The organism is Salinarchaeum chitinilyticum (assembly GCF_055390775.1).
On sequence record NZ_AP043888.1, the window covers coordinates 508,562 to 532,394 of the forward strand.

The following is a 23,833-nucleotide window of genomic DNA, read 5'->3' on the forward strand; positions in this document are numbered from 1 at the left end:
TCCCCCTCGTCGTGCCGCCGGATAGCCACCTGCTCGCCGGGAACAGCGGCGGGGTGCGGGACAGCGGACCATCGAGAGAGCCGGAACTTCGCCACGATGCAGGGGGTTTTTCGCTCCCCAGTCCGATGCCAGCGCTGTGCGACTCGTCCAGGTCACGATCCCGACGGGCAAGCGACAGGCCGTCACCGACGCCCTCGAGGACGAGGGCGTCGACTACGTGCTGTCCGACGAGACCAGCGGGCGCGAGTACGCGGCCGTCGCTCACTTTCCGCTGCCACCCAACGCCGTCGAGCCGATTCTCGAGCGGCTGCGTTCGGAGGGTCTGGACGAGGATTCCTACACGATCGTCGTCGAAGCGAACACGGTTATCTCCCGACGCTTCGACGAACTCGAAGCCGAGTACGCCGAGGACGCGGACGAGGATCGCATCGCGAGACAGGAGCTCCAGTCCGCCGCGAACGGCCTGATTCCGGCGAGACGGAACTACCTCGTGTTGACGATCGTGAGCGCGATCGTCGCGACCGCGGGACTCCTGTTGGACTCGCCAGCGACCGTCGTCGGCTCGATGGTGATCGCTCCGCTCGTCGGGCCTGCGCTCGCGGCGAGCGTCGGCACCGTGATCGACGATCCCGAGATGCGGACGCGCGGCGTGATCTATCAGGTGACGGGCGTGCTGGCTGCCGTCGTCAGCGCGGCAGTCTTCGCCTTCTTCGTCCAGGCGACGAACCTCGTACCGCCAGGGCTGGACGTCCTCGCGGTCGAAGAGATCCGCGAGCGGCTCGCGCCGGACTTCCTCTCACTGGCGATCGCGCTCGGCGCCGGCGTCGCGGGCGCGCTCTCGCTCTCGACGGGCGTCTCGGCGGCGCTCGTCGGCGTCATGATCGCCGTGGCGTTGATCCCGCCAGCGGCGGTCGTCGGCATCGGCCTCGCCTGGGGAGAGCCCACGCTCGCGATGGGATCGGCGGTGCTCGTGCTCGTCAACGTGCTCTCGATCAATCTCGCGGCGCTGGCGGTCCTGTGGTACCAGGGCTACCGGCCCGACCGCTGGTTCCGGGCACGCGACGTCCGCACGATGACGCTCACCCGGATCGCGGTGCTCGCTGGCGTCATCGTCGTCCTTTCGGTGTTCCTCGGCGCCGTCACCTTCGCCGGCTACCAGGGTGCGGTCGCCGAGCAGCAGATCACCGACACCGCCGATTCGACGGTCGCCGAGTACGAGCAGCTCTCGCTGTTGAGCGTCGAGGTCGAGGGGAATCAGCATCCACTCCGCGGGACGCCGGATCGGGCAGTCGTCACGATCGGGAAACCGGCGGACACACAGCCACCGGACATCGCGGAGATACTACGGGAACGCATCCGAGAGCGGCTCGGTGAGGACGTGGCCGTAGAGGTACGGTATCTGGAGTTCCAGACTGCAGGCGAGGAGCGCTAGGTGGTGACAGCGGGCCGGAGACGCGACGATAGCGCGAGAGCTGCTCGTTCCCGGATCTATCCGTCGTAGGGAAGCTCCGGCTCGAAGCCGATCCGCTCGACGGCGTCGTCGATCAGCTCCTCGAGCCCCTCGTTTTCGGTGACGCTGACGTAGTGGTCCGCGTCGACGTCCTCGGAGAGATCCGCCTTGTTGCAGATCGTCAGGACCGGCACGGCGAAGGACTCTGCGAGGTCGTCCCGCAGCGCGAGCTGGTCCTCGAGCGGGTAGCCACATGACTCGGAGGCGTCGACGAACACGAGGACGCAGTCCGCGAGGTGCTCGAGTGCGCTGACCGCCTGGGACTCGATCTCGTTGCGGTCCTCTGCCGGTCGATCGAGCAGTCCGGGCGTGTCGACGAGCTGGTAGCGGGCGTGGTCGCGCTCGAAGTGGCCGACGCCGATCCCGGTCGTGGTGAACGGGTATGACGCGGTCTCGTTGCGCGCTCGCGTGACGGCGTTGACGAAGGAAGACTTGCCGACGTTGGGGTAGCCGGCGACGACGATCGCGGGCTCCTCGGGGTTCAGTTCGGGAAGTGTCCGGAGGTGCTCGCGAGCGTCGCGGATCAGCGTGAGGTCGTCGTCGACCTGCTCGACGACGTCCGCGAGCCGAGCGAACGCCTGCTTGCGGTGTTTGCGCGACGCGTCGCCCCCTTTGGCGACCCGTGACTGGTACTCGTCGCGGAGCTCGGTCGCCTTCCGGCTCGCCCACCCGACCTGGGAGAGGGCCTGTCGTAGCGCGTCGATACCGGTCGTCTCCGTCGGTTCGCCGTCCTCGTCCGTCCCCCGTCGAGCGATCCCTTCCCCCGCGAGGACCGCGTCGGCCAGCTCGTAGTAGAAGGGGTCCATCTCCTCGAAGTCGGGCCAGCCCTTGACGACGTTCTGAAGGTTGTCCCCGATCACGTTCGCCGAAGTCTGGAGCATCGAGAGCTGGGCGTCCACACCGGATTTCGCACGGCCGGCCCTGGCCGCCCGGGAGAACGCCTGGTCCTCGAGCTCCTCGGCAGTGGGCGTTCCGGGGAGCCCCTCGAAGATCATGGGCCAGGATACCCGGCGAGTGCCCAAAAGGCCACGCATCCGCGGTCGACCGTCGACGGCAACGGACCGCCGTGGACGGGCGCCTGCCGGTTCGCGCCGACCGACGGTCGTCCAGCAGCCCATCGCACCGACGGACAGCTTTAGGCGTCGTCGGTGGGTACGGATTCGCGATGCGACGACGTGACGCCCTGGCCGGGATCGCAGGAACCGTCGGGGCGATCGGAGTGCTGGGAGCCGGATCACTCCTCCTCGGCGGCGAATCCGGGTCCTACGAACCGACCGGCTCCGTCGACGTCGACGGCGCCCGGGAGCTCGTGACCAGCGACGACGGCACCGTCGGCTACCTCGCCGTGGACGACGGCATCGCGACCGTCGATCTCTCGGACCCGGCGGCGCCGGCGGTGCTCGCCGAACGTCGCGGGCTGCTCGCCGACGATCCGGACGGCCCGCTCCGATTCCTGTGGGACGTCTCCGTCGACGGCGATCGGCTGCTCGCGGCCGGGCCCGCGAACAGGGTCGCCGGGTCCTCACTCCACGCGGCCCTGCTCTACGACGTCACCGATCCCGCCGATCCACGGCTTCTCGACACTGCCCGTACCGAGTCCCAGATTCACAACTGCGATTTCGAGGACGGCACCGCGTACCTCACGTCCTACGGCGAGGGCGGAAATCCACTCCTGCTCCTCGACGCGAGCGGGGACCAACTGACCGAGGTCGGCCGCTGGTCGCTCCTCGACGTGGAGCCCGCCTGGGCTGACGTCCCCAACGGCCTCTGGCAGCTTCACGACGTGGTCGTACAGGACGACGTCGCCTACCTTCCCTACTGGGACGCCGGTACCTACCTCCTCGACGTGAGCGACCCGTCCGACCCGACTCACATCGGACAGACGGGCGGCCTCGATCCGGACGAGATCGACGCCAGTGACGTTCCGAGCTTCCAGCGAGAGCTCCTGGCGCTGCCCGGAAACGACCACTTCGCCCAGCCCGACGAGTCCGGTGACCTGCTCGCGGTCGGACGGGAGGCCTGGACCGTGCGGGGCGAGGACGCGTGTGTACGCGGCGGTCCGGGCGGCATCGACCTCTACGACGCCAGCGATCCCGCGAACATCACGCTCCTCGCGACAATCGACCCGCCCCAACCAGGCGACAGCTCCCGACAGGGGCAGTTCACCACTGCGCACAACTTCGACCTCCGGAACGGCAGGTGCTACTCCTCGTGGTACTTCGGCGGCGTCAAGATCCACGACGTGAGCGACCCGCGATCGCCCGAGGAGCTCGCGTGGTGGCGGGATCCCGACGAAGCCTCATTCTGGACGGCACAGAGCGCCGTTCCTGGGGAGCACTTCGTCGCCAGCAGCGCGGGGAACGCCGGCGGCTTCGACGACTCGATCCAGGGCCGCGTCTACGTCTTCCCGGACCGAGCTGGCCAGCAGTCCAATCCGCCGGACCTGACCGCCACCTCCGCGGACGGCGAGTCGCTTCCGGACTGTTGAGCACTCCGACCACCACCGAAACGACACTCGACGACGCCGTCCACAGAGTTTTCGCTCCCCCGACACCTCGAGAGGGTGGGACTGAGAAGAATCTTCGATTCTGCGAAGGTCGGAAGAGCTTGCTCTTCCGGAACTGGAAGGGGCCGACCGGTCGACCCGGCCCCGGCGACGCAAGCACCGCAGCGAACGGAGTGAGCGAGGAGCGCAGCGAGCCGCGGCCGGTCGAGCGGGAGGGGGCTTCCAAACACGCGGAAGCGGTCGAGTCCCAGAAGCGTAGGTGCCAACCGTTCATTCGCGACCGTTCTCCAAACAGAACCCCTTTGGAGCGCGAACGCCTACCATCGTGATATGAGCGAGGTCCGCGACGAGGAACTGGCCGAGCGTGTCGAAGAGTGGCTCGCTCGCCAGATGCCGATCATCCAGATGCACGGTGGGACCTCCAACGTCCGCAAGGCGGATCCGGAGACCGGCGAGGTCGTCATCGAACTCGGCGGCGGCTGTGCGGGCTGTGACGTCGGCGACATCACCTCCGGGAACATCGAGGAGGAGCTGATCACCTGGGAGGAGATCGACGAGATCACCGTCCGGGTCCCCGAGAGCGGCGAGTCCTTCGGCGTCGATCAGGAGGAGTCGATCATGGGCATCGACCGGACGGAGGGCGGCCGCGGCGACGTAAAGGGCGGTCGCTGGTCGTAGAGCGGGAGGAATCGCTGGATAACAGGCCTGCGATCTGCTATGCGAATCGTCGTGTCGATCCGTGCGCTACGACCCTCGGGAAGCTACTGCGTCCCGAGCTTCTCGCGGCTGATCTTCACGCCCGCGGGGGTAACGATCAGCTGGTCGTCACCCTTCTTGACGATGTCGCCGCTGACCTCGTCGGCGACCTGCCGGAGGTCCTCGACGATGTGTTCGGTGGTCTGGTCCTCGGTCCGGAGGCGCGTGATGTCCGCGACGACGAGGTGACCGTCGTAGACGGCGTCCTTGATTTCCAGAGCGTCTTGCTGGTCGGCGATCTCCGCGACGTAGACTTGCATGGAGGCCTCCTCGACCGTGGTGTCGACGCCCCCGACGTCGAGCTCGGCGTAGTCGTCGAGCTCCCGGGAGCCCCGTCCGCCGAGGATCTTGCTCATCAATCCCATAGGCGTCAGGACCGCCGGAACCGGTAAAGGTCTTACGTCAGACGGAGTCCGACGGATCGACGCGACGGTACCCGATCGGAGATTCGCGGCCAACGCCTTCGGCGCCACGGCCCGGGCGACAGCCGGCAGTACCGTTTGGCTGCACAGCGCTGACGGTGCTGCACGACGAAGCCGGGTCGTGACGTTCAGCATCTGCGTCCGGGAGCGCTACACCGATCCCGACGGCGAGGAGCAGTACCGCTTCGGCGTCGCAGTCACGACCCGCCTCGCGGCGGTGGGGACGCTCTGTCCGTTCGCGAACGATCACGGCGCGGTCGCCACGCAGAGCCTCGTCAACGTCGAACTCGGCGAACGTGGGATCGAGTATCTCGCGGACGGGCTCGGCGTCGAGGACGCGCTCGGTGGCCTCCTCGCCGCGGACGACGGTGCCCCACAACGGCAGCTCCACGGCGTCGACCGGGACGACACCTTCGCGTTCTCCGGCGAGGAGTGCAACCCCTGGTACGGCCACCGCGAAGAGGACGGCTTCACCGTCGCGGGGAACCTCCTCACCGGCGAGGCGGTCGTCGACGCGACCGCGGAGGCGTACGCCGACGCTCGCCACCACGAGCCCGCTGGCCCGGATCGCGACGGCGACCACGCCCCGCTCGCCGAGCGACTGATCGAAGCACTCGCCGCTGGCCACGCCGAGGGCGGCGACAAGCGCGAGGATCTGCACGTCCAGTCGGCCGCCCTGCTCGTCACCAGCACCGAGGACCGAGCCGTCGAACCGTCCTACGACGACCTCCGGGTCGACGCGAGCGAGACCCCGATAGAAGACCTCCGCGAGACCTACGAGCTGGCCCGCGAGAGCTACGAGGCGACCCTGGAACGGTACGCGGACGCCTACGAGGAGGACGATATGGACGCAGCGAACGGCGAGTGACCGCGTGAATCGGCGATCTCGTCGAGGTCGACGCCGCCGCGTGCTCCCGGTGAGCCGCCAGTCGATGCGCCTGCACCAACTGCGAGGGGCTGGTGGAGTTCCGGACTGATCCCTACTGCAGCGATTCGAGTACCGGCAGCGAGGACGATCCCTACACCACGAACTCGTAGAGGTCGTCGCCGACGTGGTGGACGGACTTCACGACCTTCCCGCTGTCGCCGACCATCTCCTCGCCGCCGACCATCGCGCGCCCGATCCCCAGCACCTTGCCGTGGGACTCCTCGGCGATCGCGACGAGGTCGCCCTCGCTGATCGTCTCGTCGGCCTCGACGATCCCCGGGCGCATGACGTCGGCGCCGTCGGAGACGAACGACACGGCACCAGCGTCCACGGTCACCACGTGGGTTTCCGGCGGATGGTTGTTCGCACCGCGAACGGTCAGGAACGGCTCCGGCTCGCCGTCCGCGTCCTCGACGTAGAGTACGTCGGGCTCGCCGTCGACGAGTACGAGGTCGAACTCGCTGTCGGCGAGCTCGACGAGTTCGTAGCTGTCGCCGTCGACGTCGACGCCGAGCTGGTCGGCCATCGCCGCCTCGACCTCCGACACCTCGTCGCTGCGCAGGTGGTGGCGCGAGCTGATCTCCATTGTGCGTGTGTCCGTGCAGGGTACCCCTATGTGTTGCGCTTGCGAGGAGCGGGGTTGCGGGAACGTGTGAGGCCCACCGTCCCCTCATTTGTAGCCAGCTCACTCCGCGAACGGTCCATGCGTCAGATCGCGGGCGATGCCGACCGCCAGCAGGACAGCACCGGCGAGCGCGACCGGGATCCCGCCGACGTACCACTGGCCGATCCGATCGCCGGCAGCCAGCAGCCACAACCCCGCGAGGATCGCCAGCCCGCCGGCGACGATCAGCTGGACCGAACGCTCCATACCGACCGGTCGGTCGCCGGCGCACTTCGGTGTTGGCCCGGAACACGCATTTGAGGCCCGGCCACGTAGCGGAATCCACGAATCATGGATACGCCGACGCTGGTCTTCGACGACGACTGCGGATTCTGCACCTACTGGGTCGAGCTCGTCGCCGAGCGATCCGACCTCGCGATCGTCGGGTTCTCGGAACTCTCCGGGGAGCTCCGGGAGCAGCTCCCCGAGGACTACGAGGAGTGCGCTCACCTCCTCGCGGACGGAGAGATCTACTCCTGTGGCGCGGCGATGGAGGAGGCGTTTCTCCGCGCGGAGATGGGCGGTCCGCTCGCGGACGTCGCGCGGTTCGGGCGCGGCTTCGAGGAGTACGACCGGCTCCGCGAGGCAGCCTATCGCTGGGTGGCGGACAACCGGGACCTGCTCGGAAAGGTCGTCTCGCGGCCGCCGCCGGCGCGGGACCGAAGCTGATCGGTCGGGCCAACGCCGCCGCCTCGCGCTCCCGCTTCCTCCCCTCCACTTCCTCTCCTCCGCTTCCTTCCCCGCTGCTTCCCTCACCGACGCCCCGACCGTCTCGACGGGAGGTCCGCTGCCGAGACCGGCGGGACGTAGGTGTTCTCGCGTTTGCGGACCCACCAGTCCCCCCGTCTCGGCGCGCTCCGCCGGCGTCGTGAACCGGTAGCGATAGCGCTCGACGCGGACGTACGTCGGCGCCTCGCCGTCGAAGGGGTCCTCGGCGAGCAGCGCGAGCGTCGCGTCGTCAGCTTCGAGGAGCTTCCCGAGGAACCGCGAGAACCACGGAATCCTGCGCGGGGTCCGTCGCATCGCGGCGAACCACAGCTGCCAGTCCAGCCGGAGGTGATAGGGGGCGATCTGGCGGGGACGCCGCTCCGGATCGGTCGGTTTGCCTTTGAACCGGTAGGTCCGCCATTCAGTGTCCTCGGTGAGCTGCTCGTCCGTCGTTCCCTGGATCACCAGCTCGTAGCGATCGCGCGTGATCGAGCCGAACGCGCCGTAAGTGTTCACCAGACTGAGCGGATCGTAGGCCGTGTTCATCACCTGGCGTTCGGAGAGCATATTCCGGACCGGACGGACGCTCAGCGCAGCGACGACCAGCGCCAGTGCGACCGCCGCGATCTGGAGCGGGATCGGTGGGGCCGGCGCGATACCGACGGCGGACGGCCCGGCTGGGAGCACGCTCGTGATCGCACCGACCGGGACGAACGCAGCGGCGAGCACCCGATCGCTGAACGCCGCGATCGCCTGCACGATCGTCAGCGCGTTCAGCCAGGAGAAGTTCCCTGTGAGCATGAGCCAGGCCTGGAATCCGACGATCGCCGCGCCGCCGACCGAGGACCACGGCTGTGGTGCGAACAGCAGGAACGGGATCGCGAGCTCGACGACGTGGTTGCCGAGCACCTCCAGCCGGTGGAACCGATCCGGCAGGTGATGGGCGAACCACGAGCCGGGGTTCGGGATGGGCTGGGTCTCGTAATGATAATCCATCGCCGTCAGATCGCGCCAGCAGTCGTCGCCGCGGAGCTTGATCAGCCCCGCTCCGAACATGTTGCGGAAGCAGACCCACTTCACGAGCCAGATCACGACGACGGGCGGTCCCGCGGGTCCCGCACCCAGGAAGACCGCGAGGAACCCCGTCTCGAGCAGCATCGACTCCCAGCCGTAGCCGTAGAACAGCTGGCCGGCGTTGACGAAGGAGAGGTAGAGCCCCCAGAGTGCCAGCCAGAGCGCCATCGACGCCCCGATCGCGACCCAGCCCGGAAGCCAGATCGCGAGCCAGTACGGCCCAGCGAGCAGCGCGATCGCCGACAGGACCACGCCGCTCCAGGCGACGATCGCGATCGCGCGGTCGCTCGGAACGTAGTAGAAGAGGCTTGGGCGATCCGCGAACTCTGCCTTCTCGACGTATCGATCGAGCGGGAGGATCCCGTCTTCGCCAGCGAGCGGCCGGAACTGGTTCGCGACGACGAGGAATGCCAGCAGGTAGAGCAGCGCCAGCCCGCGCTGGAGGACGAAGCGAACCAGCCAGTACTCCTCCGAGCCGGCGAACACGAGCGGCATCTACGGCCCGCCGCCGACGTAAGCGGTGGGGTCGGTCGGCCGCGCACCACCCCAGGGATGCCGTTCGCCCACGCCCGGTGCCGTGGAGTTAATGCCAGCGGGGACGATGCTCCGGATAGTATGCGATTCGTCGAAGAGATCGTCGCCGACGCCTTCCTGCCGACGGTTCGCGCGATGCTCGCCGAACGGCTGCTCGAGGCCGGGCGCACCCAGCGCGAGGTCGCGGAGCTGCTCGGAATCAGCCAGAGCGCCGTCTCGAAGTACGCCGGTGGCGGCGTCGAGCGTACCGAGCGGATCGAATCCGACGAACGGGTCCGCGAGATCGTCGACGACCTCGCGGAGGGGCTCGCGAGCGGCGAAATCACCCGCGTCCAGGCGCTGATCGAGCTGGAGGTACTGATCCGCGAGCTGGAGGACGGCGATCTGCTCGCCACGATGCACGAGGCTGCGGTTCCCGAACTCGCAGAGCACGGCGGCGGCTTCCGCGTCCACGATCCGGACAGCGAACTGCGAACGAGCGAGCGCACGCTCGCCTCGCTCCGGCGCGGACTGCGCACGCTCGAATCGACGTCCGGCTTCGCCGGGCTCCTGCCGAACGTCGGCTCGAACCTCGTCGCCTGCGTCCCCGGCGCGACCACGATCGACGACGTCGCGGCGGTGCCGGGCCGCATCGTGGACGTGAAGGGGCGCGCCACGGGCGCGGGCGATCCGGAGTTCGGCGTCAGCGAGCACGTCGCCGGCGTCCTGCTCGCCGCGCGGGCAGCCGGGAGCGAAGCCCGCGCCGCGATCAACGTCCGCTACGATCCCGAGATCGTCGCGACGCTCGAATCGCTCGGCCACGAGACGATCGAGTTCCCGGCAGAGGAGGACACTGCCGAGGCAGTCGGCACCGTCATCGAGACCGCTCCCGACGCCACCGTCGCCTACCAGACCGGCGGGTTCGGCGTCGAACCGAACGTCTACCTGCTCGGCGAGGATCCCGAATCGCTCGCCCGGACCGTCAGAGAGCTCTGTGGAGCGTGACGGTGCCGTCGGAATCGACCCCCGGTTCGAAGCCCTCCGCGGACGCGACCGCGGCCACCCGATCGGCGTCCGGACGTGACGGTCGCGACGACGCGACCGCGTTCTACGACCGCTGGGCGGGGCTCTACGACCCGGTCGCCAGTCACGCCCCCTGCGTCGGTCGACTCCGCCGTCGCGCGATCGACGCGCTCCGCCTCGAACGCGGCGACACCGTGATCGAGGTCGGCTGTGGCACCGGCGCGAACCTGCCGCTGCTCGCCCGAGTCGTCGGTCCCACGGGCACCGTGATCGGGATCGATCGCTCCCGGGGCGTACTCGAACGCGCCCGGCGTAGGGCCCGCAGCTACCCCCAGATCGAGGTTCTCCGTGCCGACGGCACGAAGCTTCCACTCGGCAGCGACCGCGTGGCGATCAGCGGCGAGAGAGACGCGGGGGACACCGGCGTCGACGGCGTCCTCGCGACGTTCGTCGTCGGCATGCTCGAGGATCCGGCAGCCGCGGTCGAGGACTGGATCGACCACCTCGCGCCCGGCGGGCACGTCGCGCTCCTCCACCTCCGGCGGAGCGAGCACGCCATCGCGCCGATCGCGAACCGGGCACTGCGACTGTTCACGATCTGCTCGACGCCGCCCACCGGGAAACTCCGCTACGAACGAGACCTCTCAGGAGTGCTCGACCAGCGGGTGCGGGCGGCCGGCGACGCAGTTCGCGATCGGACTGCGCCCACGCTCACGGAGTCACACCTGTTCGACCTCGTGGAGCTGACCGCTGGACGGCGGGGCTGAAGCGGCGGGGAGCTACCGTGTCTGGAGAGGTGCTGCGCTCTGGGGGCTACAATCCCTCGTGGGTCTCGATCCGCTCTCGGACGTCGTCGGGGATGGGGACGGTGTTCTCCCCCTGCTGGTCGAGGAACACCAGGGTCGTCTCGGCCGTCGCCGCGCGCTCGCCGTCGGCGACGATCTCGTAGCGCATCGGCACGCTGCTCGTCCCGAGCTCCGGGACCTCGGCGGTGACCTCGACAGAGCCCTCGGTCTGGATCGGGCGCTCGAAGTCGATCTCGATGCGTGCGATCACGAACGTGTACTCGTCGAAGCCGACCTCGAACACGTCCTCTAGGTACTGCAATCGGGCCTCCTCGACGTAGGTCGAGATCACTGCGTTGTTGACGTGTCCGACGACGTCGAGGTCGCGGAACCGAACGTCGATCTCCTTTGTGACGGCCATGGGTCGACCTCGACTGCCTGGGCCATCAAGCCGGCGGTGGGCGAGCGTCTCGCCGGTGGCGTCGACAACTCCTTCGCCCACCACCGATCGGCTACTCGCCGTAGCGCTCGCGGTGGCGTTCGCAGAACTCGGGGTCGCGGAGCTGGGCCTCGATCAGGTCCGCCTGGTAGTGGGCGTCGAAGAGCCGACAGCCCTCGCTCGCACAGAACGCCTCGCCGGTCTCGAGGAGATGCACTGCGGCGAGCACGTAGCCACGGAGCGCCTCCGTCGTCCGTGGATCGTCTTCGACCAGAAAGTCGCCCTCGACCTGGTTCTCGAGGACCTCTCGTGGCGGCGAATCTCCGGAGACGAGCGCGTGTCGTTGCTTCTCCTTGTAGTACGCCTCTGGTTTCGCCGGCGCCTCGTAGAGCCCGGGTACGGAGAGCACCGCGGGCTGGCCGAGGACCGCCACGCGCTTGTGCCACCGGCCGTCGTGGTCGCCCCAGGTGCCGATCGCGCGATCGAGCAGCGCGACGTGGAGGTGGTCCAGCCCCGCTTCCTCGGCTGGAATCGCGGCGTTCAGTGCGGACTGGACGGCGTTGCCGTCGTAGAGGACGCCGCCCTCGCGCTCGGGGTCCTCGAGCGCCCGCTCCTCGTACCGAACGATCCCGAGCATCGTGTTCCCGGTGGACGGATCGTGGGGATCGGCGACCCGTGCTTCCGCGAACCGCTCGGGGAGGGGCTCGCTCCGGTGCTCGTCGAGAAACCGGTCGCGAACGTCGACCGCTGCATCGACGCGCGCGTCGAGCCACTCGGCGAGCGGTTCGGCGTCGGCGACCGTCGTCGGCGCTGGGTAGAGTGATACCCGATCGACCATCGGCACCAGGTTCGTGAGCGTGGACCGTCAGCCCACCGGTTCGGCGGCGCTGTGCCGCGCTGGCATTGCCGTCGTCAACGACACCGCCCATCTGCGACGGTCACCATGACTGCGCAGGAGCGACCGATCTGGCACCGAGATCGAGCAGTTCCCGGCCGAACCGTCGGCGACTGGAAGATTGATACGGTGGGGCTCCGGAGACGGGTGCAGTGCCCGGATCGCAACGTCGGCGAAATCTTACGGAGGGGAGCCTGGCTCGTCCGCTGTTCCACCTCGCCTGGCCCATCGTCACGATCCAGCTCCTCCAGGTGACCTACAACCTCGCCGACACCATCTACCTCGGCTGGTACGACCCGACGGCTGTCGCGGCGATCAGCCTCGCGTTTCCCATCCTCTTTCTGTTGCTCTCCGTCGCGGGCGGGTTCACGACGGCAGCGGCGATCCTCGTCGCGCAGTACACCGGTGCGGAGGGCACGGAAGACGCCGGGCGGATCGCCGGACAGTCGCTGGCGTTCGTCGGCCTCCTCTCGCTGGGGCTCGGACTCCTGGGCGTGCTGGTGACCGATCCGCTCCTCGCATTCCTCCCGGCCGACGCCGAAACGGGCGCGACCGTGCTCCCGCTGATGGGCGACTACCTGACGATCACCTTCCTCGGGACACCCTTCATCTTTGGGTTCTACGTGTTCACGGCGCTCATGCGGGGGTACGGCGACACCTACACGCCGATGCGGATCATGGCGATCAGCGTCGCCATCAACGTCGTCCTCGATCCGATCGCGATCTTCGGGCTCGGTCCCGTCCCCGAACTCGGTATCGAGGGGGCCGCGATGGCGTCGGTGTTCTCCCGGGGCCTCGCGACGGTGGCGGGGATGTACGTGCTCTTCCGGACGAACCGCGGGCCGGACATCGCTCTCCCGGATCTCCGGCTGGAGCGCGAGACAGTTTCGGAGATCGTCCGGATCGGCACGCCGACCGCGCTCGAGCAGTCGATGGTCGCGTTCGCGATGGTGCTCCTTACGGCACTCGTCGCGCTGTTCGCACCGCCTGTCGCGGCGGCCTACGGCGTCGTCAACCGGCTGGTCTCACTCGTGGTCCTCCCGGCGATCGGCGTCGGGCAGGCGACCGAGACCGTCGTGGGGCAGAACCTCGGTGCGAAGAAGCCGGACCGTGCCGAGCGGGCGGTGTGGCTCGGCGCGGCGGTCGTCGGCGGGACGATGGTCGTCGTCGCCGTCATAGCGGCGGCGTTCCCCGAGCCGATCGTGGCGTCGATCCTCGGCGCCGACTCCGAGCACACCGAGGAGTCGATCCGGCTCGGCAGTCAGTACCTCCGGATCCGGTCCGTCGAGTTCGCGTTCATGGGCGTTCTCCAGGTCATCCTCGGCGGATTCCGCGGCGCTGGCAACACCAAACACGCCCTCGCGATCGCACTCTTGATCCTGTGGGGTGCCCGCATCCCCGCGACCTACGGGCTCGCCATGGTGCTCGACTGGGGCGCGCTCGGGATCTGGATCGGCATGTCGGTCGGCGACATCGTCGGCGCGATCGTCGCGGTACCGTGGTTCCTGCGTGGCACCTGGCGCGATTCGGTCGTCGATCGCGATACAGTCAGCGGTGGCGCCGTCCCTGAGGAGTGACAACCACCGTTTCCTGCTCGCGGGTGCTGGCGCACCCGCTCGCCGCAAAACGTGGTCGTGCAGAGTGCAACGAGGCACGGCTCGTGAGAGCGTGCGCTGATGGTGTCGGGAAAAACAACTACTCCACAGCAACCACACCGACCTTGGAGGCTGCGGAACGCCTCAGCGTTCCTCCGAGTCCAGCACGCGAATCTGGTCCCCGCGGACGGTGACCGGAATCGGAACCGTCGCCTCGTAGAGCTCGACGGTGACCTGGTCCTTGCCCTCGTCGAGGCGCTGGACCTGCGCCTTCTCGCCCTTGAACGGTCCGGCGACGAGTTCGACGATGTCGCCCTCGGCGATCCCCTCGACGTCGGGCTTGGGCGAGAGGAAGTGCTCGACCTCGGAGAACCCGCTACCCGCCGCTTCGCCGTCGCGCTGGACGACGCCGCGAGCGTGGGGAATCTCGTCGAGGATGCGCTCGAACACCGCCGCGCTGTCGGCCTCGACCATCACGTAGCTCGTGACGGAGTCCGGCGCGAGGACGGCGTGGATCGTCTCCTCCTCACGGTTGATGATCATGTCGGCGACTGTCTGCTCCTGACTGGCCGTGGTTTTGACGTGGAAGATTGCCATTGTCAGGAGGGAAGGACGCTCATGAGGAGGTAGATTGCGAAGCCGAGCGTACCGATCAGCAAGATGCCAGCTCCTGCGATCTTGGCGACCTGGGAGAACTCCTCCCAGGACGGGGTGCTCGCCATCTTGAGCACCCGAACGTACGAGCTGAGGTCGGTTGGAACGCGCATGGTCTTATCTGGGCTACTCCAGCGCGGTTTTTCTATCTGTTGATGTGGGCGGGCAATCTGTACGGCCCGATTCCGCCGCCCTGCGGGATTCGCGTCAGCAGTCGTCACCGCGAGGAGTCGGCCTCGACCAGCAGTGTGTCGATCGCGTCGGGTACGACGAGCACGTCGCTGCCCGGCTCGACGGCGTCGGCCACGGTCTCGCGCGCCTGCATGAGACACGCCTCGACGGTCGCTGACGCGTCGGGGCTGGTGCAGTTCGTCACGAACACGTCGTGCGTTCGAAGGACGCGTGCGAGCACGAATGCTCGTTGTGCGCCCGGCTCGTACCCCTTCGACATCGTCGCGTAGAGGCTCGCGGGATCGGCGGCGTTCGAGAGCCAGCGTTCGAATCGCTGCTCGCCCGTCCCCTCGCCTGCGCCCTCGGGGAGCGCGGCAGGGATTACGATCCGCCCACCATCGCGCAGGGGGTTTCGATCCCCGAGCGCGACGTAGGTCGCCGCCCGGCTCGCCTGGTAGAGGTTCGCGTCCTTGGGCGCGCCGACGCCCGCGACGACGGCGTCGTATGCCCGGTCGATCGGCACTGCGAGCGCCTCGCGCGCGGACGCTGCCAGCTCGCGAACGACGGCGCGTGGCGATCCCGCAGCGACGTCGAGGATTCCACTCGGCCCGTGCGTGACGTTTACACAGAAATCGGGGCCGACGAGCTGCCCAGCGCGGTCGACGAACGCCCGGAACGGATTGTCCTCGACGCGGCCGAGCCGGACGCCGTCCTGGCCCAGCAGCTCCGGGCCGTGGGTGTGCCGAATGAGCGGCTCGCCGCCCGCTCCCACCGCGACGGTCTTCGCGCCGCCGGAGAAGCCCGCGTACTGGTGGGGCTCGACCATCCCCGTCGCGAGGACGAGATCGGCCGACGCCACGGCGGGGTGGACCTCGACCGAAACCCCGTCCACGGCGCCCACCTGTACCGCTGCGTCGGGATCGTGGTTGATCGCGAGGTCGGCGAACTCGCCGTAGGCGTCGGCAAGCTCCGCGTCCGTGAGCGGCCGGTGGAGGCCGAGGCCGACGACGATCGTCACGTCCTCGCGGTCGACACCGGCCGCATCGAGGCGACCGAACAGCGCGTCGAGGAGTACGTCGTCGGGCGTCGCCCGCGTGACGTCGGTGACGACGATCGCGACCTCGTCGACGGCATCGACGCGGTCGGCGATCGGTGGACCGAGGGGTCGGTCGAGCGCCCGCTCGGCAGCGGCGGCGACGTCGACCGGCTCGCCGCCAGCAGGCTCCGCGACCGTAACGTCGCAGTCCGGTAGCTCGACGTCGATCGTCCCCTCGCCGAGCGGAAGCTGCATGGCTCGCTCTCCGCGGGGCGTGGGCAAAAACGGTGCGCACCGATCACCCAGGGCCGGCCCGGGCGACGACGGTCCCTAGCTGCTCGCCCACTCGACCATCCGGGCGTACACCGGATCCGTTGCCAGTGCCTCGGCATCGCCGACGAGGACGAGCTGGCGTTTCGCTCGCGTGAGCGCGACGTTGACGCGCCGGTAGTCCTCGAAGATCGGGCTGTCGAGATCCCCGGTCGCGACGAAGGAGACGACGATCACCTCCTTGCTGGAGCCCTGGAAGCGATCGACGGTGTCGACGGCAATGGAGTTCTCGCTGACGCGCTCGTCGTCGCCGAACCGATCCTCCAGTCGGTCGCCGATCGTCGCGACCTGCGCTCGGTAGGGCGCGATGACGCCGACGTCACTCGGATCCATCCCGGCGTCGAGATACCGATCGATCAGGTCGGCGATACGGTCGGCCTCGACGGCGTCGGTGCGTCCGGCGTCGTCGCCGCCGACGTCGAGGAAGCTGACGCGATCGGCGACGTCGGCGGGAAGTCCGTCGGTCTCGACGCCGTCGAGATCGGCCAGCGCGTGCCCGGCGACCGCCGGCGTCGCGGGGCGAAGCGCGCCGTCGTAGAACTCCCGGGAGGAGAAGGCCTGGATCGCCTGGGCCATCCGATACTGCTCCTCCAGAGAGACGCCCGCCTCGGGGTAGGTCTCGAGGAGGCGCTGAAAGAGCGAGGTCGAGAGATCGACTTCGAAGGGCGTGCTCGGGGCCTCCTGTGGTCCGGATTCGGCCTGGACGACCGGCGGGAGCTGCTCGTGATCGCCGACGAGCACGAACCGGTCCGCCCGCTCGATCGCGGCGAGCGTACCGGGCTCCGTGAGCTGTGAGGCTTCGTCGACGACGGCGACGTCGAAAGACTGCTCGCTCATGATCGTCGATCCGCAGGAGGCCGCAGTGGCGGCGACGACCGGCGCCGATTCCAGCGCCTCGACCAGCTCGTCGGGATCACCGCGGCGTTCCAGCCTGACGTCCTGCATGTCCTCGCGAACGCCATTGGCGGAGCCGACGCGAATCGCGTCGTCGAACCCCTGGTCCTGGAGGGCTTCGAGCGCGTTGTCGACGGCGCGGTTGGTGAACGCCGAGAGGAGGACGCGGTCGCCGCGATCGACGAACGCGCGGACAAGTCTGGCGATCGTGTAGGTCTTGCCGGTCCCCGGCGGCCCGTGGATCAAGGAGAAGTCCTCCGCGGCGACGGCTCGCTGGACGGCGGCGTTCTGGGCGTCGTTGTTTGGGACGAAGGTCTCGCCGGCGTCGTCGGACTCGTCGCCGAGGATCGCCTCGTCGAACTCGGGCTCCGCGCGCTCGAAGAGCACGTCTTTCCGGCGCTCGTCGCCCTTGAGGATCCCCTCCATCAGCGCGGAGACGAGTCGATCCGCGGTGATCTCGGAGGGGTACTGATCCAGCCGCGTCAGTTCGACCGGCTCGTCCGCCGTCACCACGACCAGTTCGGGATCCAGCGTCTGGATCCGGCAGAACTCGGCGTGGCCCTCGATCGGGTCGTCGTCGCTCGCGAGCGCGAAGTCGCCCTCGCGGAGCTTCGAGACGGCGGCGCTCGGTCGCCGGGCAGTGAGGCGCCACCGGCCGCCCGGCAGGGGCTCCTTGCCCTCGAACTCCAGATCGACGAGCGCGCGGTCGTCCTCGGCGCGCTCGGCGGGCGTCTGCTCCCAGAGCTTGCGGTACTCGTCGTGGATTGCGCGCCGTTCCAGTTCGATCGCGCGGTAGAACGCGTCGAAGTAGTCCCGCTCGGCGTCGGGGACCTGTCGGCCGATCGCGCCGGCCTTCGACTCCTGGCCGAGCCGGCCCGCGACGACCATGCAGGTGTCCTGGACGAAGCAGCGATCGCAGTTCGCGTCGGCCTCGTGACCGGTCGGCACGTCGACGTCGTGCTCCATCGCGGCGAGCTCGTTCCGTGCGCGGAGCGCGAAATCCAGCAGGCCGTCGGAGAGGCTGAACTCCTTGGCCGGCGAGAGGTCGCCGCCGGTCTCGGCACGGTCGAGGGTCGCGTTCTTCGTATAGAGCAAGATACCGGTGTCGACGGGAACGCCGCGCTCGCGCAGCACGAGCGCGTACATCGCGGCCTGGATCTTGTCGTGGAAGCGGGGATCGGATCGGGTGTTCTTCCCGGTCTTCAGCTCGACGGGCATCCCGCGGCGGACGGCGTCGGCGCGCCCCTTGAGGCCCAGCCGGCGGGAGATGAGCAGCTGCTCGCTGCGCCAGTCGTCGCCCTCGGTCAGGGTCCCCTGGTCCAGCCAGCCCTGGATCGCCTCGGCGTGCTGGGTCACGGTGTCGGTCACGGCGTCGACGTCGAGGTCGAGCAGCCCGATCTGGAGCCCGGACTCCTCGATGCGATCCTCGACAGCCGTGGAGACGTCGACGCCACGGAGGAGGTCGCCGAACACCTCGTGGACGATCGTCCCCAGTACGAGCGGCTCGGCGAGCTCCGCGTCGTCGATCTTCGAGAGGTAGTACTGGCGCGGGCACTGCACCCACTCGCGGACGTCGGTGACGTCGACCAGGAAGTCCGGCTCGACGACCACGAGGGAGTCGGGCGCCGTCGACGCGGAGTGGACGGTTCCAGTGGCTGAGCTGGTGGCAGTTCCGCCGTCCGTCGTCGGTTCCGGATCGTCGGCAGGGTTCGAATCGGTCGAACTCGTCGCGGCGTCGGGCTCGGGCGACTCCTCCCAGTCGGGGTCGGTCACGCCGAGTTCCATCCCGGGTTCGAGGTAGGCGGCCGTTTCCGCCCAGCTGTTCCAGAGGGTCACGTCGACGGGCCCGTACTCGTCGCTCCGAAGCGTCACCTCGACGAGGTCGCTGGTCCCGCGCTGGGTGGTGACCTCCCGGACGTCGCCGACCTCGAGTACCCTGCCGCGAAGCACGTGCGAATTCGGATCGGCATCGGCCAAAACGCTGTCGCACACCGGCGACGGAAATCGGTGGATGAGATCGGGTCGAATCGACCGGATTTGCCGATTGCGGCCACCCTGTATCTCCATTCGCCCTGGAACCCCGGAACTCCACGGCTCCACTCGGCCAGCTGAACTCCCCGAACTGGCCGGTGGACGTATTGCGCTGGCGCTACCTGTTTCGACAGTGATCGATCGCAGAGCCGTTTTGCGTCGTGGCGCTGGCGCACTGGGAGCAGCGACGCTGGCGAGTGCGGCGGGCTGTTCGCTTCCCGGAGCCGGTGGCGACGGGGGCGACGCCGGTGACGACGGCGGGTTCCTCGCCCAGCTCGCCGATCCGCAACCGCACGTCTCGCCGAGCTTCCACGCAGCGTACAGCTACGACCCGGTCGTGCTGCGGAACGAGCTCGGTGCCGATCCGATGCCCGCGCTCGCCGGCGAGTTCCTCGCGATCGTCGGCGAGATGGACGGGACTGCCGTCGCGGACGTCGATCGACTCGTCGGTCAGAACGTTCGCCAGGTCGGCCACACTGGCAACCTCTCCCTCGCGTCGCCGAAGGGCAACGACCTCGTGATCGAGGGCGCCATCGACGTCGAGGGTGCAGCGAGCTGGCTGGCGGCCCAGGACCAGCTCTCGGATCTCGGCGACGCCCGGGGCTACCGCCGGTTCGGTAACGGCGGACAGGCCGTCGAAGCGTTCACGGCCAGCGACGCGACGCTTACCTTCGGCAATCGGCAGGTGACCGAGATCGACGCGACCGCGCTCGCGAACGCGGCGATCGACGGCCTGAACGACGGGTTCGACGCGAACCAGTACCCTTCGCCGAACCTCCACGCGACCGTGAGAGCGTTGACGGACGCGACGAGCAGCGACGAGTCCGAGACGACCGCAACCCTGGCGGCTGCGTTCGACCTCGTCGCGGAACGGCCCGACACCGGAACCCAGGCCTACGACGACACCGCGGCATCGCTCCTCGCAGCGGGCATCGCAGCGAACGTCGGGGGCGAGACGACGACCGTGACCCGCGTCCTGCGGTATCGGCGGGGCCGGCCGGCTGCCGTCGACGCCGTGCAGTCCGCCACGGAGGCGGCCGTAGCGGACGGCCACTTCGCCGAAGGCGAGTGGACGGTCAGCCGGAGTGGCCGGTCGGTCCGCATCGAAGGCGCGGTGTCGACGGCGACGTTGCAGGACCGACCTGTGCTCCTCCGCCGGGCGGTCCCAGTCCCGGCGTACGCCGACCTCACGTCCCCGATCGATCCGGCGGATCTGGGGCGGGAGGCGCCGCCGCGCGTGAGCTGGTCGGCCTCACTGCTCGACGACGGAACCGTCGAGATCGTTCACGACGGCGGGCCGGCGGTCGAGAACGTCACTGTGGAGTACGTCGTCGACGGCGAGGAGACGACCGAAGCCTGGTCGGGACCCGTCTCCTCGGGCGATCGCTTCGAGACCGACTCGACGCCGGATCCGGGAACGGTGCTCGATCTCGTCTGGGCCGCCGGAACCGCGAACGAGACGATTCTGCTCCGGCTCGGCATTCCGGGCAGCAGCTGATCGAAGGCCCGGCGTCGACCGACGCGACGCCAGTTTTCCCTGCCACGACCACCCACGGTTAAGGGCGTCTCGACCGTATCTGTGGCTGTATTATGGAGCTTACCTGGCACGGCCACTCGACGTGGCACGTCTCCGTCGGCGGCACAGACCTCTTGATCGACCCGTTCTTCGACAACCCCCACACCGACGCGAGTCCGGGCGACATCGACGCACCGGACTACCTCCTGTTGACCCACGGTCACGCCGACCACATCGCCCACGCTGGCGAGTTCACGGACGCGACGATCGTCGGGACGCCCGAGCTCACCGGCTATCTCGAGGACGAGCACGGCGTCGACGACGCGATCGGCATGAACCTCGGCGGGACGATCGAGTGCGGCGACGCCTACGTCACGATGGTCCAGGCGATGCACACGAACGGGATCAACACGGGCTACGAGCACGAGGCCGGCGTCCCCGCGGGCTACGTGATCAGCGACACGAAACCCACGCAGCTCGACGACGAGGAGAGCGAGACGTTCTATCACGCCGGCGACACCGCGCTGATGACCGAGATGCGGGACGTGATCGGGCCCTTCCTCCAGCCCGACGCCGCGGCGGTCCCCTGTGGCGACCACTTCACGATGGGCCCCCAGCAGGCAGCGATCGCCGTGGACTGGCTCGACGTCGACCACGCCTTCCCGATGCACTACGACTCCTTCCCGCCGATCGAGATCGACACGCAGGATTTCGTCAACGAGGTGAAGGGCACCGGCAGCGACGCCGAAGTTCACGTGCTCGACGGCGACGAGTCGTTCACGCTCGAGCCCTGAGCGGTCGCGGGCTCCGGCGCTCCGCCGCCACTGCCCCCGTCCGGTGACCTCGTTCGGTTGCTCTGCGGGAGAGGGGTTCACAGAACTCTTGCGGCAATCGACGCCCCTTCTCGCCCTGGACGGCGTACAGGGTTTATCAGGTGTGAGGCGCTACGATCCGTCGATGCCTCCCGAGGACCCCCGGCGCGGATCGGATCCGTCGGGCGGTGACGACGGCGAGTCCGGCGGTCCACCCGATCAGGGGGATCGTGCCTCGCGCTCGCGGGATCGCCACGCCGTTTCCAGCGACGCCGCGGCCAACGGCGGGACGGTCGACGGGACGGACTACGGAACCGGTGACGAATGGGCCGCGGGGCAGCGCGATCGATCCGGCGACGCGACGGCGCCGCCACCGTCCCCCCGCGATATCGAACACGCGTTCCACGTGACGGAGGTCCGATCCGAAGGCGATCGGGTGTACTACTTCGGCCACGCGCTCGTCGACGAGGGGCTCGCGCGAGCGCTCGGTTCGACGTTCGAGCGCGCGGGCTACGAGATCTCACACGTCGAACGCGCCGGCGAGGACGTCGTCGTTGCCAGGCCGCAGACGACCGACGGCGGCGTCCCCTGGACGCACCTGCTGCTCTTCCTGCTGACGATCGGCTCGACGCTGATCGCCGGCTCCTACTGGTTCTACGTCGATCCGGTGCAGGAGCCCGGCCAGATCTGGCGCGGCTGGCCGTTTTCGGTCGGGATCATGACCGTCCTGGGCGTCCACGAGCTCGGCCACTACGCGATGACGCGCAGACACGACGTGGACGCGACGCTCCCGTACTTCATCCCCGTGCCGACGCTCATCGGAACGATGGGCGCGGTGATCCGGATGAAGGGACGGATGCCGAACCGCAAGGCGCTGTTCGACATCGGCGTCGCCGGCCCGATCGCCGGGATCGTCGCGACGATCGTCGTCACGGTGATCGGACTGCACCTCGATCCGGTGACTGCACCGGCCTCGCTCGCGAACGCGGAGGGTACCCAGGAGATCGCGATCGGCTTCCCGCCACTGCTCCAGTTCCTCGCGTGGGCCACGGGGCAGCCGCTCTACTCCGGCGACCCGATGACGAGCGTTCACCCGCTGGTCATCGCCGGCTGGGTCGGGATGTTCGTCACGTTCCTGAATCTCATCCCCGTCGGACAGCTCGACGGCGGCCACGTCGTCCGCTCGCTCGCACCGGCCTATCAGCAGGCAGTTTCGCTCGCGATCCCGCCGCTGCTCTACGGGCTCGCTGCCTACCTCCTGGTGGTCCGGAACGTCGCGCCGCGCAACGTCCTCCTGTGGGTGGTCTGGGGGACGATCGCGCTCGGACTGGCCTTCCTCGGCCCGGCGACGCCGATGGACGACGACACGACCCTCGACGGCAAGCGGCGGCTCGTCGGGATCGCGACGTTCGCCGTCGGACTGACCTGCTTCGCGCCGGTTCCGATCGCGATCGTGTGACGATCGCCCCGACCGAGCTGTCGCGTCCGTCGAGCGGCCGCGGCGATCGAGCACCGTGACGTTCGATCAGCCGGCGCGTCCGATCAGCCGGCGCGTCCGATCAGCCGTCCCCGTGGGTGTAGCCGCGATCCGGAAGTTCCTCCCCGTCCATCGTGAGCCCGGGCCCAGATCCATCGCTCGCCTCGACGACGGTTCCGATCCGCGTGAGCGACACCGGACAGGCCTCGCGCGCGGCGTCGATCTCCGCGGCGGGGATCGTACAGACCAGCTCGAAGTCCTCGCCGAAGAACGCGCCGAGTTCGAGGCGATCGTCGGCGTCCGCGGCGACCGCGTCGACGGCGTCGTGAATCGGCAGCCGTTCGGACTCGATCGTCGCGCCGCAGCCACTCGCCTCCGCGAGCTGGTGGAGCGACCGTGCGAGCCCGTCGCTGCTGTCCATCATCGAGGTCGCGTACGCGGCGAGTGCCTGGCCGGCACCGACGCGTGGCGGGAACTGGAACAGTTCGTTTGCTCGTTCGATGGCTCGCTCGTCCTCGCTCGTCCGCTCGGCGCCGTCCGGTCGACCGCGCTGGAAGTACCGGAATCCGGCAGCCGAACGGCCCAGCCCCCCGGTCACGCAGATCGCGTCGTCAGGTTCGGCGCCGCTCCTGCGGACCGGATCGTCCGTCTCGCCGAGTGCCGTCGTCGCGACGGTGAACTCGACGTGCTGGTCGAGATCGCCGCCGACGTACGCGGCGTCGACGGATTCGCAGACGTCGCTGGCCCCCGCGACGAACGCCCGGAGTTCCTCGTCTTCGAACGTCGGCGCGGCGTAGACGGCGACGGCGGAGGTCGCGGCCGCGCCCATCGCCGCGACGTCCGAGAGCGAGGCGCCGACGGCGCGCCAGCCCGCGGTGTAGCGGGTCGTTCCGTCGGGGAAGTCCGTCGTATCGTGGAGCATGTCCGTCGTCACGACCTGGCCGTCCACGACTGCCGCGTCGTCCCCCGCGTGGGGCAGCGTCTCCCCGAGCATCCGGAGGGCCGATCGCTCGTCCATGGTTCTCTGGATGTGAACTGGGCGGGCCGTCTCCTAAAAGGGGCGGTCGGCAACGGACGCCGGCCGTCTACTCTCC

22 protein-coding genes and 1 pseudogene are annotated in these 23,833 nt (G+C 68.9%); 11 read left to right on the forward strand and 12 right to left on the reverse strand.

Features of this window, described 5'->3' with window-relative positions; genetic code table 11:
- Positions 1–136 precede the first annotated feature (136 nt).
- Entirely contained in the window at positions 137–1,432 is a 1,296-nt protein-coding gene (locus ACZ5KP_RS02520) for a TIGR00341 family protein (RefSeq protein WP_460919572.1), read from the forward strand.
- Positions 1,433–1,488: 56 nt separating this feature from the next.
- On the opposite strand, the gene ACZ5KP_RS02525 is transcribed toward ACZ5KP_RS02520, so the two are convergent.
- Positions 1,489–2,505 (reverse strand): NOG1 family protein, encoded by a 1,017-nt coding sequence (locus tag ACZ5KP_RS02525; RefSeq protein WP_460919574.1) that lies wholly within the window; start codon positions 2,503–2,505, stop codon positions 1,489–1,491.
- Positions 2,506–2,675: 170 nt separating this feature from the next.
- Between ACZ5KP_RS02525 and ACZ5KP_RS02530 the strand changes: the two genes are divergently transcribed.
- On the forward strand, positions 2,676–3,998 hold the full coding sequence (locus ACZ5KP_RS02530; protein WP_460919576.1) for an LVIVD repeat-containing protein: 1,323 nt from the start codon (positions 2,676–2,678) through the stop codon (positions 3,996–3,998).
- 348 nt (positions 3,999–4,346) lie between these two features.
- A complete protein-coding gene (locus ACZ5KP_RS02535) occupies positions 4,347–4,694 on the forward strand; it encodes a NifU family protein (RefSeq protein WP_460919578.1) in 348 nt (115 codons plus the stop codon).
- 83 nt (positions 4,695–4,777) lie between these two features.
- Here the strand turns inward: ACZ5KP_RS02535 and ACZ5KP_RS02540 are convergent, their stop codons facing one another.
- Positions 4,778–5,137 carry a cell division protein SepF gene (locus ACZ5KP_RS02540; protein WP_460919580.1) on the reverse strand — a complete coding sequence of 120 codons (360 nt, stop codon included), beginning with the start codon at positions 5,135–5,137 and terminating at the stop codon, positions 4,778–4,780.
- Between the two features lie 178 nt (positions 5,138–5,315).
- On the opposite strand from ACZ5KP_RS02540, the gene ACZ5KP_RS02545 reads away from it, so the two are divergent.
- Positions 5,316–6,062: a DUF1028 domain-containing protein gene (locus ACZ5KP_RS02545; RefSeq protein WP_460919582.1), complete on the forward strand. Its 747-nt coding sequence runs from the start codon at positions 5,316–5,318 to the stop codon at positions 6,060–6,062.
- A gap of 151 nt (positions 6,063–6,213) precedes the next feature.
- Here the strand turns inward: ACZ5KP_RS02545 and ACZ5KP_RS02550 are convergent, their stop codons facing one another.
- Both ACZ5KP_RS02550 and ACZ5KP_RS02555 read right to left on the reverse strand, forming a co-directional pair.
- Positions 6,214–6,708: an RNA-binding protein gene (locus tag ACZ5KP_RS02550; protein ID WP_460919584.1), complete on the reverse strand. Its 495-nt coding sequence runs from the start codon at positions 6,706–6,708 to the stop codon at positions 6,214–6,216.
- Positions 6,709–6,807: 99 nt separating this feature from the next.
- On the reverse strand, positions 6,808–6,993 hold the full coding sequence (locus ACZ5KP_RS02555) for a hypothetical protein (RefSeq protein ID WP_460919586.1): 186 nt from the start codon (positions 6,991–6,993) through the stop codon (positions 6,808–6,810).
- An 84-nt stretch (positions 6,994–7,077) separates the two neighbouring features.
- Here ACZ5KP_RS02555 and ACZ5KP_RS02560 point away from each other — a divergent pair, with 84 nt between their 5' ends.
- On the forward strand, positions 7,078–7,455 hold the full coding sequence (locus ACZ5KP_RS02560; RefSeq protein ID WP_460919588.1) for a DCC1-like thiol-disulfide oxidoreductase family protein: 378 nt from the start codon (positions 7,078–7,080) through the stop codon (positions 7,453–7,455).
- An 83-nt stretch (positions 7,456–7,538) separates the two neighbouring features.
- On the opposite strand, the pseudogene ACZ5KP_RS02565 reads toward ACZ5KP_RS02560, so the two are convergent.
- Positions 7,539–9,063, reverse strand: a pseudogene (locus ACZ5KP_RS02565) (lipase maturation factor family protein).
- Between the two features lie 120 nt (positions 9,064–9,183).
- On the opposite strand from ACZ5KP_RS02565, the gene ACZ5KP_RS02570 reads away from it, so the two are divergent.
- Together ACZ5KP_RS02570 and ACZ5KP_RS02575 are read left to right on the forward strand one after the other, a co-directional pair.
- Complete coding sequence (locus ACZ5KP_RS02570) at positions 9,184–10,086, forward strand: thiamine-phosphate synthase family protein (RefSeq protein WP_460919590.1); 903 nt, start codon at positions 9,184–9,186, stop codon at positions 10,084–10,086.
- On the forward strand, positions 10,083–10,871 hold the full coding sequence (locus ACZ5KP_RS02575; RefSeq protein ID WP_460919592.1) for a class I SAM-dependent methyltransferase: 789 nt from the start codon (positions 10,083–10,085) through the stop codon (positions 10,869–10,871). Before ACZ5KP_RS02570 ends, ACZ5KP_RS02575 begins: the two co-directional genes overlap by 4 nt.
- 46 nt (positions 10,872–10,917) lie before the next feature.
- Here ACZ5KP_RS02575 and ACZ5KP_RS02580 read toward each other — a convergent pair whose 3' ends face one another.
- The gene (locus ACZ5KP_RS02580) at positions 10,918–11,310 is read right to left on the reverse strand and encodes an acyl-CoA thioesterase (RefSeq protein WP_460919594.1); all 393 of its coding nucleotides are present in this window, start codon (positions 11,308–11,310) and stop codon (positions 10,918–10,920) included.
- Positions 11,311–11,401: 91 nt separating this feature from the next.
- Positions 11,402–12,166, reverse strand: a complete 765-nt coding sequence (locus ACZ5KP_RS02585) for a DUF7001 family protein (protein WP_460919596.1) — start codon at positions 12,164–12,166, stop codon at positions 11,402–11,404.
- Between the two features lie 209 nt (positions 12,167–12,375).
- Between ACZ5KP_RS02585 and ACZ5KP_RS02590 the strand changes: the two genes are divergently transcribed.
- Complete coding sequence (locus tag ACZ5KP_RS02590) at positions 12,376–13,800, forward strand: MATE family efflux transporter (RefSeq protein ID WP_460919598.1); 1,425 nt, start codon at positions 12,376–12,378, stop codon at positions 13,798–13,800.
- A gap of 162 nt (positions 13,801–13,962) precedes the next feature.
- On the opposite strand, the gene ACZ5KP_RS02595 is transcribed toward ACZ5KP_RS02590, so the two are convergent.
- From ACZ5KP_RS02595 to ACZ5KP_RS02610, 4 genes are all read right to left on the reverse strand, one after another.
- Complete coding sequence (locus ACZ5KP_RS02595) at positions 13,963–14,415, reverse strand: transcription elongation factor Spt5 (protein ID WP_460919600.1); 453 nt, start codon at positions 14,413–14,415, stop codon at positions 13,963–13,965.
- A 2-nt stretch (positions 14,416–14,417) separates the two neighbouring features.
- A complete protein-coding gene (locus ACZ5KP_RS02600) occupies positions 14,418–14,585 on the reverse strand; it encodes a protein translocase SEC61 complex subunit gamma (protein ID WP_460919602.1) in 168 nt (55 codons plus the stop codon).
- Positions 14,586–14,689: 104 nt separating this feature from the next.
- Positions 14,690–15,934, reverse strand: coding sequence for a lactate racemase domain-containing protein (locus tag ACZ5KP_RS02605; protein WP_460919604.1), 1,245 nt, complete (start codon positions 15,932–15,934; stop codon positions 14,690–14,692).
- Positions 15,935–16,009: 75 nt separating this feature from the next.
- Positions 16,010–18,853 carry an AAA domain-containing protein gene (locus ACZ5KP_RS02610; protein WP_460919606.1) on the reverse strand — a complete coding sequence of 948 codons (2,844 nt, stop codon included), beginning with the start codon at positions 18,851–18,853 and terminating at the stop codon, positions 16,010–16,012.
- Positions 18,854–19,067: 214 nt separating this feature from the next.
- Between ACZ5KP_RS02610 and ACZ5KP_RS02615 the strand changes: the two genes are divergently transcribed.
- From ACZ5KP_RS02615 to ACZ5KP_RS02625, 3 genes are all read left to right on the forward strand, one after another.
- Positions 19,068–20,432 carry a hypothetical protein gene (locus tag ACZ5KP_RS02615; RefSeq protein ID WP_460919608.1) on the forward strand — a complete coding sequence of 455 codons (1,365 nt, stop codon included), beginning with the start codon at positions 19,068–19,070 and terminating at the stop codon, positions 20,430–20,432.
- Positions 20,433–20,524: 92 nt separating this feature from the next.
- Positions 20,525–21,244, forward strand: a complete 720-nt coding sequence (locus tag ACZ5KP_RS02620; protein WP_460919610.1) for a metal-dependent hydrolase — start codon at positions 20,525–20,527, stop codon at positions 21,242–21,244.
- A gap of 163 nt (positions 21,245–21,407) precedes the next feature.
- Positions 21,408–22,721, forward strand: a complete 1,314-nt coding sequence (locus ACZ5KP_RS02625; protein ID WP_460919612.1) for a site-2 protease family protein — start codon at positions 21,408–21,410, stop codon at positions 22,719–22,721.
- Between the two features lie 100 nt (positions 22,722–22,821).
- On the opposite strand, the gene thiL is transcribed toward ACZ5KP_RS02625, so the two are convergent.
- Positions 22,822–23,757 carry a thiamine-phosphate kinase gene (gene thiL / locus ACZ5KP_RS02630; protein WP_460919614.1) on the reverse strand — a complete coding sequence of 312 codons (936 nt, stop codon included), beginning with the start codon at positions 23,755–23,757 and terminating at the stop codon, positions 22,822–22,824.
- Positions 23,758–23,833: the final 76 nt, after the last annotated feature.